The sequence below is a fragment of the Neisseria sp. CP9 genome, assembly GCF_047758525.1.
GTDB lineage: Bacteria > Pseudomonadota > Gammaproteobacteria > Burkholderiales > Neisseriaceae > Neisseria.
In genome coordinates this window covers 2,535,979-2,548,250 of sequence record NZ_CP180502.1, presented here as the reverse complement: position 1 = coordinate 2,548,250, position 12,272 = coordinate 2,535,979, and the positions used below count along the sequence as shown (strand labels likewise).

The 12,272-nt window shown below is 49.5% G+C and carries 14 protein-coding genes and 3 tRNA genes; 9 read left to right on the top strand and 8 right to left on the bottom strand.

Translation table 11 applies throughout. The features are described 5' to 3' along the window. Positions 1-514: 514 nt before the first annotated feature. The 7 genes from ACMYUL_RS12360 to ACMYUL_RS12330 all read left to right on the top strand — a co-directional run bounded on the left by ACMYUL_RS12360 (position 515) and on the right by ACMYUL_RS12330 (position 6,014). Complete coding sequence (locus ACMYUL_RS12360) at positions 515-985, top strand: hypothetical protein (RefSeq protein WP_342031214.1); 471 nt, start codon at positions 515-517, stop codon at positions 983-985. A gap of 9 nt (positions 986-994) precedes the next feature. Further along, entirely contained in the window at positions 995-1,408 is a 414-nt protein-coding gene (locus ACMYUL_RS12355; protein WP_415770867.1) for a hypothetical protein, read from the top strand. Between the two features lie 232 nt (positions 1,409-1,640). Further along, positions 1,641-3,215, top strand: a complete 1,575-nt coding sequence (locus ACMYUL_RS12350; RefSeq protein WP_415770865.1) for a vWA domain-containing protein — start codon at positions 1,641-1,643, stop codon at positions 3,213-3,215. Between the two features lie 72 nt (positions 3,216-3,287). Then, positions 3,288-3,866: a hypothetical protein gene (locus ACMYUL_RS12345; RefSeq protein WP_415772964.1), complete on the top strand. Its 579-nt coding sequence runs from the start codon at positions 3,288-3,290 to the stop codon at positions 3,864-3,866. A gap of 26 nt (positions 3,867-3,892) precedes the next feature. Further along, a complete protein-coding gene (locus tag ACMYUL_RS12340; protein WP_415770863.1) occupies positions 3,893-5,365 on the top strand; it encodes an AAA family ATPase in 1,473 nt (490 codons plus the stop codon). A 96-nt stretch (positions 5,366-5,461) separates the two neighbouring features. Then, positions 5,462-5,878, top strand: coding sequence for a hypothetical protein (locus ACMYUL_RS12335; protein ID WP_415770860.1), 417 nt, complete (start codon positions 5,462-5,464; stop codon positions 5,876-5,878). Between the two features lie 10 nt (positions 5,879-5,888). After that, positions 5,889-6,014 (top strand): hypothetical protein, encoded by a 126-nt coding sequence (locus ACMYUL_RS12330; protein ID WP_415770858.1) that lies wholly within the window; start codon positions 5,889-5,891, stop codon positions 6,012-6,014. A gap of 76 nt (positions 6,015-6,090) precedes the next feature. Here ACMYUL_RS12330 and ACMYUL_RS12325 read toward each other — a convergent pair whose 3' ends face one another. Next, positions 6,091-6,534: an RpiB/LacA/LacB family sugar-phosphate isomerase gene (locus ACMYUL_RS12325; RefSeq protein ID WP_415770856.1), complete on the bottom strand. Its 444-nt coding sequence runs from the start codon at positions 6,532-6,534 to the stop codon at positions 6,091-6,093. A gap of 119 nt (positions 6,535-6,653) precedes the next feature. Here ACMYUL_RS12325 and ACMYUL_RS12320 point away from each other — a divergent pair, with 119 nt between their 5' ends. Together ACMYUL_RS12320 and ACMYUL_RS12315 are read left to right on the top strand one after the other, a co-directional pair. Beyond that, positions 6,654-7,328, top strand: a complete 675-nt coding sequence (locus tag ACMYUL_RS12320) for a phosphoesterase (protein WP_415770854.1) — start codon at positions 6,654-6,656, stop codon at positions 7,326-7,328. Between the two features lie 454 nt (positions 7,329-7,782). Next, positions 7,783-8,508 carry a metal ABC transporter ATP-binding protein gene (locus ACMYUL_RS12315; protein ID WP_342031221.1) on the top strand — a complete coding sequence of 242 codons (726 nt, stop codon included), beginning with the start codon at positions 7,783-7,785 and terminating at the stop codon, positions 8,506-8,508. Positions 8,509-8,639: 131 nt separating this feature from the next. Here ACMYUL_RS12315 and ACMYUL_RS12310 read toward each other — a convergent pair whose 3' ends face one another. The 7 genes from ACMYUL_RS12310 to lolB all read right to left on the bottom strand — a co-directional run bounded on the left by ACMYUL_RS12310 (position 8,640) and on the right by lolB (position 12,215). Next, positions 8,640-9,212, bottom strand: coding sequence for a 50S ribosomal protein L25/general stress protein Ctc (locus ACMYUL_RS12310; protein WP_019270895.1), 573 nt, complete (start codon positions 9,210-9,212; stop codon positions 8,640-8,642). A 66-nt stretch (positions 9,213-9,278) separates the two neighbouring features. After that, the gene (locus ACMYUL_RS12305) at positions 9,279-10,262 is read right to left on the bottom strand and encodes a ribose-phosphate pyrophosphokinase (RefSeq protein ID WP_045072760.1); all 984 of its coding nucleotides are present in this window, start codon (positions 10,260-10,262) and stop codon (positions 9,279-9,281) included. 243 nt (positions 10,263-10,505) lie between these two features. Then, positions 10,506-10,581 (bottom strand) — tRNA-Gln (locus ACMYUL_RS12300). A gap of 11 nt (positions 10,582-10,592) precedes the next feature. After that, positions 10,593-10,668: transfer RNA gene (locus ACMYUL_RS12295), tRNA-Gln, on the bottom strand. 11 nt (positions 10,669-10,679) lie between these two features. Beyond that, positions 10,680-10,755, bottom strand: a tRNA-Gln gene (locus ACMYUL_RS12290). Positions 10,756-10,761: 6 nt separating this feature from the next. Further along, positions 10,762-11,610 carry a 4-(cytidine 5'-diphospho)-2-C-methyl-D-erythritol kinase gene (gene ispE / locus ACMYUL_RS12285; protein ID WP_415770851.1) on the bottom strand — a complete coding sequence of 283 codons (849 nt, stop codon included), beginning with the start codon at positions 11,608-11,610 and terminating at the stop codon, positions 10,762-10,764. Positions 11,611-11,624: 14 nt separating this feature from the next. Then, complete coding sequence (lolB, locus tag ACMYUL_RS12280) at positions 11,625-12,215, bottom strand: lipoprotein insertase outer membrane protein LolB (protein ID WP_342031224.1); 591 nt, start codon at positions 12,213-12,215, stop codon at positions 11,625-11,627. Between the last annotated feature and the right edge of the window lie 57 nt (positions 12,216-12,272).

Here is a 12,272-nt window from a genome sequence, read left to right as displayed (position 1 = left end):
TTCCCCTGAATGGTTGATGGCTTGCTGTATCGCTTGATCACTCAAGGTCGTCTGAAACTTTTCAGACGACCTACGATGAAAACCGTTTTAGGTGCATTCGGCAAATGCCGGAGGAATTACAGCCTGCCAACGCTCGAGGTCGCGGGTTCGAATCCCGCCTCTGCCGCCAACTATGGCAGAGTAGCTCAGAGGATAGAGCGCGTAAAAATTTCTCTACTTCTTGTTGCCAGATGTACCACCCCTTACGGGCGGATGCCGGCAGGATTACAGATCGGTTATTGCGGGTTCGATTCCCTCCGTCGGAAACGGCGTAAATCCTGCCAATCTAGCCGCCCACCTTTTTCGCAGTATGGCGGACAAATGCCTTGGAAACTACATCCGTCGCAGGTTCGAGTCCTGCCCCGCTTTCGGCGGGTAGCTCAGTCGGTTAGAGCAATAAGGCGTTTCCAAAAACTCGTTGTTTGCCGTGCTGCACCTTATCGATACTTTCAGACGACCTGAAGGAGGCATAGCCATGACCGAACCATTCCATATCGCTTATCAACTGCATGATGCAGGCTGGGCAAGCGTTACCGTGAAATATGGCGGAGAAAGCCATCAGCAAGCCGTTTCCTATCTGCATGATTCGCTGAAAGATTTATGTGATTTAGCAATTGCCCTGCAAAGCGGCGGCAGCATCACTGAGGCGAAAGTCCTGTTTTTAGACGAACCTGGCGAACTGGCCTTACTGGTATCTGCAGCCGAACAAAGCAACGAAGCCGAAGTGAGGCTGATTTATTCAGACGACTGGTTTTTCAGTTTCAACTTCAATCGCAGTCCACAACAAACCTTATGGCACGGCAAAGTAGGCCGGTATGAATTGGCTGAAAATATCCGTCTGATTTTAGAAGATATTTATCTGAATATCGGCGAAAAAGAATATTTGGAAAGATGGGTAGAACATCCTTTTCCGAAAGAAGGCTACCTAAAACTGAGCCGACTTTAAGGAATAGATATGAACACTTGGCTAATCATCGGCGTCATCGTTTTTTCAACTCTGGTTTGCGGGTCGTTCCAAACCTGCCGCAGCCGTAAACGCGAGCAGGCTTGGCGGAAACAGGCTTTTCCCGAAGCGGAATGCAGTTTGATAAAGGAAGGCTGCTGTTACGACATCGTGCTTTCAGACGGCCGTACCTTCCGCCAAGCCGAAATACTCGGCACGGCGCAGGGCAAAGAAGCAGATTTTCTGTTCGGCTATGGAAGCATGCTTGTGTTGCGTCTTTCAGACGACCGCAAAGCCTATGTGCGGCAGGCATGTATCCGCTGCATGATTGAAAGCGAAAGGTCGTCTGAAAGTACAGCTTCAATGAAGTTAAAACCAACATTTACAAGTTTTACGGGCGGATGCCGGCAGGATTACATTGGATAAACAATCGTCGTACTAATAATACGAAGCAGAAATCCTGCCACAGACTAGCCGTCCCCCACCCTTTTTACGGCGGCAGGCGGATGCCTGAAGGGATTACATTAACCTTCCACGTTAAAAAAACGTATCCCTTCAAATATTAGCCGCCACGCCGCCACCCATTCGAGGCCGTCTGAAACGCTGCTTTTATAAAGCTAAAACATCAGACCACCCAAAAACAACAACACAAAAGGAAATGAAAATGGCTAACACCACCTTGTTCCAATCCGTTAAAACCCGTTTGACTGCCGCCAATACCCGCAACGAAGCAGGCGGCATGGCCTACACGCTGACACCCAAACAACAGCTCGCCCAGCTTGCCGCCACCGGCTGCCTGAACAGCACCTACTACACCGATGCGCAAGACCAGCTTGAACAAGTATTGGAATTGGCGGAAAACCTGGATGCCGAATTTATCGCCAAAACCGCCGTGTACGCCCGTCAAAAAGGCTTCATGAAAGACATGCCCGCGCTGTTGCTTGCCGTGTTGGCGCAAAAAGACGTGAACATGCTTGCCCGCGTATTCGACCAAGTGGCGGACAACGGTAAAATGTTGCGCAACTTCGCACAAATCATCCGCAGCGGCGCAGTCGGCAGAAAATCCTTCGGCAACCGTCCGAAAAAACTGATGCAGACTTGGCTTTTGACCACCACTGAAAAACAATTGTTGAACGCAGCCATCGGCAACGCCCCGTCGCTGGCGGACGTGGTCAAAATGGTGCACCCCAAACCGCGTGAAGCATGGCGCGCCGCCTGGTTTGCGTGGCTTATCGGCAAACCGTACGACCGCGAAGCATTGCCGCCCATTACCCGCGCCTTTGAAGACTACAAGCAAAGCCGCCAAGGCGCATTGCCCGACGTTCCCTTCCAAATGCTCACTGCCTTGGAATTGAACAGCGGCGACTGGGCGCAAATCGCCCGCAACGGCTCATGGCAGCAGGTTCGCCAAAACCTGAACACTTTCCTGCGCCACGATGTGTTTGCGAAAAGCAAAAACATCAAAATGGTGGCAGAAAAACTGCGCGACAAAGCCGCCATCCGCCGCGCCCGCGTCCTGCCTTACCAATTGCTGACCGCGTATCAGGCGACATCCGAAAAGATGCCGTTTGAAATCTGCGAAGCGCTGCAAGACGCGATGGAAACCGCCGTACAAAACGTACCGGCCATCCGAGGCAAAGTCGTGGTTTGCCCGGATGTCTCCGGTTCCATGCACAGCCCGGCTACCGGCTATCGCGGCAGCGCGACCAGCAGAACCCGCTGCATCGACATCGCCGCGCTCGTATCCGCCGCCATGTTGCGCACCAACCCGAAAGCCCGCGTAATACCGTTTGAACGAATCACGGTAAACGTGCAGCTCAACCCGCGCGACAGCGTCATGACCAACGCCGAAAAACTCGCCAATATCGGCGGCGGCGGAACGGCATGTAGCGCACCGCTCGCCCTGTTGAACCGCGAAAAAGCCGATGTGGACTTGGTCGTCATCGTATCTGACAACGAAAGCTGGGCAGATTGCGGACCACATTGGAGCGGCAAAACCGGCCTGATGAAAGAATGGGACATCCTGAAACAACGCTGCCCCGAAGCCAAACTCGTCTGCTTGGACATCCAGCCCTACACCACCGCGCAAGCGCAAAACCGCCATGACATCTTGAACATCGGGGGCTTCTCCGACCAAGTGTTCACGCTCATCGGCTCGTTCGCCGAGCAAGGTATGGGCGCGGATTTCTGGGTGGAAGAGATTGAGAAAACCGAGCTGGTGGCGGTAAATTAGCCAAGGGGTCGTCTGAAGATAAGGTGGCAACGTTTTCAGACGACCTTACCGGTAAAAGATTGAGTGGCAAACATGAATGCTGACGAACTTGCTCTGTGCGAAACCTTTCCCGCAGCCTTGCGACATGAAGCGGAAATGCTGATTTTGCGGCAGCCCTACCGCAGCCGCTTGCCCGTCCGCCAAGGAGAAACCGTTGTTTCAGACGGACAGACAATCCGCCTCATCAGACGCCAATATGCAGCTTTCCATGCGAAAGGAGATGAGGTTCGGCAACTGATGGCACACTGTCTGAATACCCGCCATCACGACGATCATGTTCGCGAACGTCATTTCAAACCGCTGCTCGCCGCCGGACAGCCTGCGTTCGTCCTGCCTTTTGCCGCACAGTTACTCGGCGAATATGTTTTGCCGATACAATTTGACGTTGCCGTATTTTTCCAACACAACGCTGCAGCTTTGGCACGTTTTTTCGCTGACAACCCGCTTTATTGGCAAAAGCAGAAAGACCGTATCCGCAGCTATTGGCATTGTTATCACAGCCGCCGTTATCCCGATTGGCAAAGTTATCCCGTCCGTTTGCTGGCGGAAGAAATCAATAAGGAAATCGCCCGTATTGTTTTCAGACGGCCTCACACACCAAACCTCGTCTGAAAATCCAAATAAGGAAACCAAACACCATGCAAAAATTCATCTTAATCCGTGGACACCAAGGTTCGGGAAAATCGACTTTCGCCGAACAAAAAGCCGCCGAATTTAAAGCGAAGTACCGTGATGCCGAAATCGTCCGTATTGAAAACGACTTGTTCATGACCGATGAAAACGGTGTGTACCGCTGGTCGGGCGAGGCGGTGGATAAGGCGCAAAAACGCGGTAATGCCTTGATAACCGAAACCTTAAAAATCGGACGCCAAAATCCGAACCGCAACATTTTAATCATCCATTCCAACACCAACCAAAAGGCTTCGCGTTGCCGCCATTTGTTGGATTTGGCGAAAAAAAGCGGTTTCGAAACAGAAATCTACCGTATGCACAATTTCTATCCCAACCTGCACGGCGTGAAAGAGCATGACGTGTTGGCGGCGTATATCAAGCTGAACCAAAACCGCGTGGCAAACGAAATCCACGTCGAAGCCGTACAGCCCGCCAGCGCGGAACAGCTGGAAAAAATCAAGCAAATGCAGGCTTTCGAGCAGCAACCCTTGTCGTTTGACGAAGCGCAGCAAACCTTCGTCACCGAAAATTATCTGCAACACGGCAGCCGCAACTTTACCGCCAAAGCATCCAAGCGTTATCCCGAATTGCGCGTGTTGAAATACGCCCGCAGCGTGTTCTACGACAACCGTTTCGACGATGCGCTGCTGGAAATGCGCGGTTTGATTATCGACGCGCACAACCGCATCATCGTGCGCCCGTTTAAAAAAGTATTCAATTATTCGGAACGTATTGCCAAAGGCAGCCGTTACCCGATCCGCGTCGGCGACGAGCGATTGGTGGATGCGGTGGTAAAAGTGAACGGCTTCCTCGGCTGCTGCACTTTCGTCTCGCTTTCAGACGACCACCCGTCCCACGGCGCGGCGTTTGACGGCAAAGTGCTGTATTCGACCACCGGTTCGCTTGATAGCGCGTTCGCGGACATGACCGCCGCACACTGCGCGCAATACGAAACCCTGTTCCGCGCTTATCCAAACCATACTTTTTTGTTTGAAATCACAGACGCAAAAGACGTGCACATCATCCGAGAAGAATTGGGGGAAACCTTAATCGGCTGCATCGACGTGGCGACAGGCCGTCAGTTTACCGAAGCCGAATTGGACGAAATCGGCAAACAATACGCCATCCGCCGCCCTGAAACGTTGAAAAACATCACGTTCGGGGAGCTGAAAGGCCGTCTGAAAAACGTGGAACACGAAGGCTTTATGGTATTTGATGCGCAAACCGGCGAAATGCTGTTCAAACTCAAATCGCCGTATTACCTGATTTCCAAGTTTCTGGGACGAAGCAACGAAGGCAACATCGGACGCAAGCTCGACAAACGCCACGTCGATGAAGAGTTTTACCCCTTAATCGACCACATCCACGAGCATCGCGAAGCGTTCAACACCATGCCTGAATTAGATAAGATCGCGTTTATACAAGCATTCTTACGATAACTGTAAGGTCGTCTGAAAAACGCCGAACGCTTGTGATAATATGACGGCGGCGGATGCTTGTATCATCCGTCCCTCATTATTGCAAAAGGAAGAACGATGAAAAAAACCAATATCGTCAAAAAATTGATGCTTGCCGCCGTGATGTTCCCGTTGGTGGCACAGGCAGCGCAAGCTGCGGAGATGGCGTTCTTTGGTGAACTGCCCAAAGACTTCAAAATCGGCTATCGAACCAAACAAAACGGCATGGCAATGGTCAAGCTCGTACCGAAAAAGCAGACCGTCGACAACTGGACACAAATGATCACCCTGCAATCCATGGCAGGCGCAAACCTAGGTGCAGAGGAATTCCGGAACAATATGGCAAACTTATGGCAGAATGCCTGTCCAAAAAGCAGCTTCAATCCCATAACTGAAGGCGAAGCAAACGGCTATTCCGCCGCAGTGTGGCAGCTTACCTGCGAATACAACCCGCAAACCCGAATACACTTGGTTCAAGGCCATACAAGGCGATGACAGCCTGTATGTGACACAATATGCCTTCCGCTACGCGCCGAACAAGAAAGAAAAACACAACGCTTGGGATCAGCTGCGCAAATTTACCGTTTGCGACAGCAGCGAACAACATCTTTGCAGCGAAAGCGGAAAATAAGCGTTTAAACGTTTTCAGATGACCTTGATGGCAAGGATAACAAGGTCGTCTGTTTAAAACCAAAATAATAATGCGCTTACGCCCCGCACTCGAATGCCTTGATTTCGCAAACCTTAGGCGCATAACCGCTGCTTGTGTCGTGGCGTAAATCCAACCAAATATCCACCAACGCCCAAGCGGCAGGCGCGGCAATCACATTCTGCCCCATGCACAACACCTGCGCGTCGTAGTTTTCCACCGAACCGCGAAGGGTAAGCAAATCGTGCGCCGTCGCCGCCCGTATGCCGCGCACCTTATTGGCGGCAATCGCCGTACCCACGCCCGTACCGCAAATCAGCAGCGCACGATCGGCACGCCCCGCCGCCACTTCCTGCGCCGCCGCAAACGAAAGCTGCGGATACGTTCCTTCGGGTGAAGACAAATCAACCAAACTGCCGACACGCGGGTCGTTTTGCAAATGCGCTTTGAGCGCGTCTTTCAATATTGCGCCGTTGGCAGGCGCGGAAATAACCAAACGCATACATACTCCTTAACCACATAATAAACAAACCCAGCATACGCCTGCTTGCAATACGGTTCAAGCTAGTCAGCCACACGACCGCACCATAAACCGCATCGAAAAATCACAGGAAACGCAACATGAGCAAAATCTTTTTCACATCCGACCTACATTTTTCGCACAAAAACATTGCCAAATTCTGTCCGCAGTTCCGCCCGTTCGACAACATCGCCGACATGGACGAATACCTAATCGAAACATGGAACAACACTGTCTCCCCCGACGACGACGTATACAACTTGGGCGATTTGTCTTTCACCCACGACATCAAAAAAATCGCAGCCGTCCTATCGCGCCTCAACGGCAAGCACCACCTGATTTACGGCAACCACGACGACATCATCCGCCGCCACAACAAATACCTGTTTGAAACCGTCAAACACGACGGTCATCCGCTACTGTCATCCGCCCGAACCTACCGAAAACTGAAATTGGACGAAATAGACAACACGTTGATTTTATTCCACTACCCTATCAACGAATGGGACGGCTGCCACAGAGGCTGGTATCACCTGTACGGTCATTTGCACGACAGGCTGGCAAAAATCCCCGGCCGCGCCCTAAACGTCGGCTTCGACCTGCACGGCCGCTTCCTTACCCCGCAAGACATCGACAGCTTCCTCAGTCCGCTGCCGAAAATCTCATATTTCGGGGAAAACCCAACCGTTCCGTCCCAAGTAGAGGCTGCCAAGGATTTCGTAGCACACCAGTTGCGTTCACTCAACAATAAAGTCAATCAGAAGGCGCAAAAATAAAAATCAAACTGATGCGGGTAGCCATGTTCAAACACGGATAGCGTGACCCCATCCAATATCAAAAAGGTCGTCTGAAAAACATTTTCAGACGACCCCAAGCGTCAAACAAACCATGCCGCCTCCTTTTCAATCTTGTATTGTCAAAAACAAATTTACAGTCAGAATGTTATACAGTATCATCTCAAAACTCATTTACTTTCTTTCAGACGACCTATCCCTCTCTTAGAGCAGACCGATAATTCGGTAGCGCATTACTTTAGTTTCATAGCAAAATCAAAATTTGTTATATGCCGCCGATGTTCTTATCTGCTTGCGCCAACTCATCACCTTAAGGTCGTCTGAATGCTTTACGACTTATGAATTCCATTCTCTTAACCGGCCTATTCCAACGGCTGCTGATTGCCCTTCTTGCAATTGCAGCATTATGGGCAATATATTTTTGGGCAGTCGCATCATGAGCATCAAGGTAGAAAATCTGACGGTCAGCTACCAACGCCGCCCTGCCATCCACCATATCGATATTACTTTTGAAGACCACAGCATGTGGGCAATTTTCGGTCCCAACGGTGCGGGAAAATCCACGCTGCTCAAAGCCATTATGGGACTTCAAAACATCGATACGGGCAAAGTGTCCCTTGAAGGATTGCAACGTAAAGATATCGCCTATCTGCCCCAGCAGTCGGACATTGACCGCAGCCAGCCCATGACTGTCTTTGAGCTTGCCGCGATGGGTTTATGGTACGAAATAGGCTTTTTTGGCCGCGTGAACGCCCAACAACACCAACGGGTGATGGCTGCATTGGAGCGCGTCGGCGTTCAGGATCTTGCCGACCGTCAAATCGCCCACCTTTCCAACGGGCAATTCCAGCGCGTCCTATTTGCGCGGATGCTGGCTCAAAACGCTAACTTCTTGCTCTTGGACGAACCTTTTAACGCGGTAGATGCCCGGACAACTTACGCATTGCTAGACGTATTAAAACAATGCCATGAAGAAGGTCAAGCCATCATCGCCGTTTTGCATGATTACGAACAAGTCCGAACCTATTTCCCCCATACCATTTTGATTGCACGGGAAAAAGTTGCTGCTGGCGCAACTAACGCCGTACTGAGCGACTTGCATTTAAGCCAAGCCAACGCATTGATGCAAAGGCAAGAATCAGCAGATTGGTGCGAGGTATAACAAAAAAGCATTGCAACTCTCTATTGCAATGCTTTTTTTATTGAAGTTCAATCAAAAACTACCTTGCGACAACAAAACAAAAACTGCACTATCACTAGTGCAGTTTTTTCAAATCATCCTTGAAACGATGATTAGCGTTTTTTACCGGTAACGGTAGCAACAGCCAGGTTTTCGTTACGTTTCAGAGAAACGCTTTCTACACCTTCAGGCAATTGGATGTCAGACAAGTGCAAGATGTCGCCGGCGACAACTTTAGCGCAATCCAGATCCAAGTATGCAGGGATATTGGCAGGTAAAGCAACCACTTCAACAGTAGTGTTCAACAGAGATACGCGACCGCCTTGCAGTTTAACGGCTTGAGAGCTTTCAGCGTTAACAATGTGCAGAGGAACGCGGATGCGTACAGGTTGGTCAGCTTTAACAGCTTGGAAGTCGATATGTTGAACTTCGCGACGGAACGGGTGCATTTGGAAATCGCGGACGATAACGTCTTTGGTTTCACCGTTCAGAGACAGTTTGATCAGTGCAGTGTGGAAAGATTCTTTTTCCAATGCGTAGAATACGGTTTTGTGATCCACAGCAATTGCAACGGGCTCTTGACCTTCACCGTACAAAATGCCGGGGATTTGGCCTTCGCGACGCAGGCGGCGGCTCGCACCAGTGCCTTGTGCTTCACGAACAGAGGCTTGAATTTCATAAGTCATGTTAAATACTCCAAATTAAATAAAACTACCGTCATCGGCCGCGACCAGCTTAAGACGGCTTCGGGGTTATGGCAGCAACATGCTGCCTGTCATCACTTCTTCATTGAAAAGATATGAGACGGATTCTTCATTGCTGATGCGGCGGACCGTTTCAGCCAAAAGGCCGGCAATCGTCACTTGACGGATACGGTCGCATTGTTTGGCCGCTTCAGACAAAGGGATGGTGTCGGTAACGACAACTTGGTCGATTTCAGACGAGGCAATACGGCTGACTGCCTCTCCGGAGAATACGGCGTGGCTGGCATATGCCAAGACACGCTCCGCTCCGCGCTCTTTCAAAGCGACGGCGGCTTTACACAGAGTATTCGCGGTATCAATCATGTCATCTACAATCAGACAGGTACGACCTTGGATGTCACCGATGATGTTCATAACTTCAGCCACATTGGCTTTCGGGCGACGTTTGTCGATAATCGCCAAATCGGCATTTAATGATTTGGCCACAGCGCGGGCGCGGACTACGCCGCCAATATCCGGGCTGACTACGGTCAAGTTTTCAATCCGCTGCTGTTTGATGTCATTCAACAGAATAGGAGTGGCATAGATGTTGTCGACAGGGATATCAAAGAAACCCTGAATCTGGTCGGCATGCAAATCAACAGTCAAAACACGGTCGATACCTGCGGAATACAACATATTTGCCACCAGTTTGGCGGAAATCGGAACGCGCACAGAACGCGGGCGGCGATCTTGGCGGGCATAGCCGAAATAAGGGATTGCTGCAGTAATACGACCGGCAGAAGCGCGTTTTAGCGCATCAGCCATCGTCAGGATTTCCATCAGGTTGTCGTTGGTTGGAGCGCAAGTAGGCTGCAGAATGAAAACATCACGACCACGAACGTTTTCCATTAATTCGATGGCGATTTCGCCGTCTGAGAATTTGGATACGGAGGCTTCGCCTAACGAAATATCCAAGTGTTTGACAACGCGTTGCGCCAACTCCGGATTTGCGTTGCCGGTAAATACCATCAAACTGTCGTATGCAGCCATATTTTCACCTGATTTTATGTTTAACTTCCGCTCAGAAAACGTCATGCTTCCCTCTGCCTATGTCCAAGACATTACGAGCGGTATTATACGCATAATGAACGGCATAGTGAATTAAATTTGTAGCGTTACATCGCTGCTTTGCTCTATCCCAATCCAAATTTATCACTATCAAACAAAGCTTTTCAGCGTTATCACTGATTTTCAACATAAAAGAGCGTGTAAGGAAACTTACACGCTCTTATTTGGCTGGGGAGGAAGGATTCGAACCTTCGCATGCTGGAATCAAAATCCAGTGTCTTAACCGCTTGACGACTCCCCAATAAAGGGTGCTGGCTGGGGAGGAAGGATTCGAACCTTCGCATGCTGGAATCAAAATCCAGTGTCTTAACCGCTTGACGACTCCCCAACAAAGGGATTTGGCTGGGGAGGAAGGATTCGAACCTTCGCATGCTGGAATCAAAATCCAGTGTCTTAACCGCTTGACGACTCCCCAACTTTATCAAATCATTTGAAACAAAGGATGAGAGTCTAAACCTTCAACACAATATGCTTCATATGATTGTAAAACTTGTTGGTATATATTGTTTGCTTCTTGTTGACTATCCGTAGAGAGGTATATACATGCTCCAGACCCTGTCATTAATGTAGGACCATATTTAGATAATTCACAATAAGCTTTCCAAACTTCAGGATACTCCTGAAAAACAACAGCCTGCATATCATTCCTGAATGGCTGCAAAGATTGGAAAGTCGGCATTATGCTTGGTTTGGAATTTCGTGTCAAGTTCTCATGCGAGAAAATTTTAGCCGTAGAAACATGTACCGACGGTTTGACTATCACATACCATTGTTTAGGAATTTCTATTTTGACTAATTGTTCACCGATTCCTCGTGCAAAAGCACTTTGCCCAAAAACAAAAAACGGCACATCCGCACCCAAACCGACCGCCAAATCAATCAACTCCTGCCTTGTCAGCCGACATTGCCACCATTGATTTAATACGGTTAACACGGTTGCCGCATCGGAGCTACCTCCGCCCAATCCTCCCCCTGTCGGAATCTTTTTCTCCAACCAGATTTCCACACCACGACAGGAACCGGTATGTTGCTGCAAAGAAAGTGCGGCACGATAAGCCAAATCTTGTTCGCAGGGAATACCTTCGGTGGGATTATGCAGAATAATCTTTTTATCGTCTCGTGGTTTCAGGCAGACGGTATCATACAGCCCGATAAGGCAGAAAATACTTTCTAAATTATGGTATCCGTCATCCCTTCTGCCCGTAATACGCAAATCGAGATTCAACTTAGCAGGCGCGGGAAAGGCTTGAGCGTTGGCAGGAATATCCATATCAAGCTCTTTTTTTATTTTTTAAGGCGGGCTGCACATTGAGTCTGATCGCTGGCAGCAGGTTCGTGGTTGACTTCGTCAAATACCAGGCGGACATTTAATTTAGCATTTTCCAATTGAAGGATTTTCGGCTTGCCTTCGCTATTGGTGCTACGTGTAATAGTCCAATCAAATTGTTCCAAACGGCCATCAGGCAACAATCGATATGGTGCATTGGCAACGCGTTTGCCATCCGCCCAAATATGCAGATATTGAACAGGCAACTCATAGCCCAAAAGTTTGTTGCTGAGCTCTTCTGCCGTTTCCGCCTGATACACCCGACCTTTACTGTCTACAGCCAATACGCCTTGATTGTCTTGACATAACTGTCCGACCGTACTGCCCAAAGGCGTATTGACGCTAATGGTTTGGACTTGATTTTGATAGGACCAGTCAAAATTGGCGTAAGAGCCTTTTTCTTCGACTTTTACTGCCAATCTTCCGTCTGCAGTAAAATCATTGACATTCTCTGCCGGCTTCCAATCATTTTGTTGAGACAAATTAGGATGCACACAAGCGGCAAGCAAAGTCAGTGTTGCAATAGATACAATGGTTTGTAATTTCATAAATACTCCCAAAAGGTCGTCTGAAAACTGTCTATCATCCCAGCTTCTTCCAAAGCC

Bases quoted from the DNA above. Each gene is read 5' to 3' on its own strand.
- ACMYUL_RS12305 (WP_045072760.1), bottom strand. From the start codon at position 10,262: ATGGCTGCATACGACAGTTTGATGGTATTTACCGGCAACGCAAATCCG.
- ACMYUL_RS12355 (WP_415770867.1), top strand. From the start codon at position 995: ATGAACACTTGGCTAATCATCGGCGTCATCGTTTTTTCAACTCTGGTT.
- ACMYUL_RS12310 (WP_019270895.1), bottom strand. From the start codon at position 9,212: ATGACTTATGAAATTCAAGCCTCTGTTCGTGAAGCACAAGGCACTGGT.
- ACMYUL_RS12335 (WP_415770860.1), top strand. From the start codon at position 5,462: ATGAAAAAAACCAATATCGTCAAAAAATTGATGCTTGCCGCCGTGATG.
- ACMYUL_RS12315 (WP_342031221.1), top strand. From the start codon at position 7,783: ATGAGCATCAAGGTAGAAAATCTGACGGTCAGCTACCAACGCCGCCCT.
- lolB (WP_342031224.1), bottom strand. From the start codon at position 12,215: ATGAAATTACAAACCATTGTATCTATTGCAACACTGACTTTGCTTGCC.
- ACMYUL_RS12360 (WP_342031214.1), top strand. From the start codon at position 515: ATGACCGAACCATTCCATATCGCTTATCAACTGCATGATGCAGGCTGG.
- ispE (WP_415770851.1), bottom strand. From the start codon at position 11,610: ATGGATATTCCTGCCAACGCTCAAGCCTTTCCCGCGCCTGCTAAGTTG.
- ACMYUL_RS12345 (WP_415772964.1), top strand. From the start codon at position 3,288: ATGAATGCTGACGAACTTGCTCTGTGCGAAACCTTTCCCGCAGCCTTG.
- ACMYUL_RS12350 (WP_415770865.1), top strand. From the start codon at position 1,641: ATGAAAATGGCTAACACCACCTTGTTCCAATCCGTTAAAACCCGTTTG.
- ACMYUL_RS12325 (WP_415770856.1), bottom strand. From the start codon at position 6,534: ATGCGTTTGGTTATTTCCGCGCCTGCCAACGGCGCAATATTGAAAGAC.
- ACMYUL_RS12320 (WP_415770854.1), top strand. From the start codon at position 6,654: ATGAGCAAAATCTTTTTCACATCCGACCTACATTTTTCGCACAAAAAC.
- ACMYUL_RS12340 (WP_415770863.1), top strand. From the start codon at position 3,893: ATGCAAAAATTCATCTTAATCCGTGGACACCAAGGTTCGGGAAAATCG.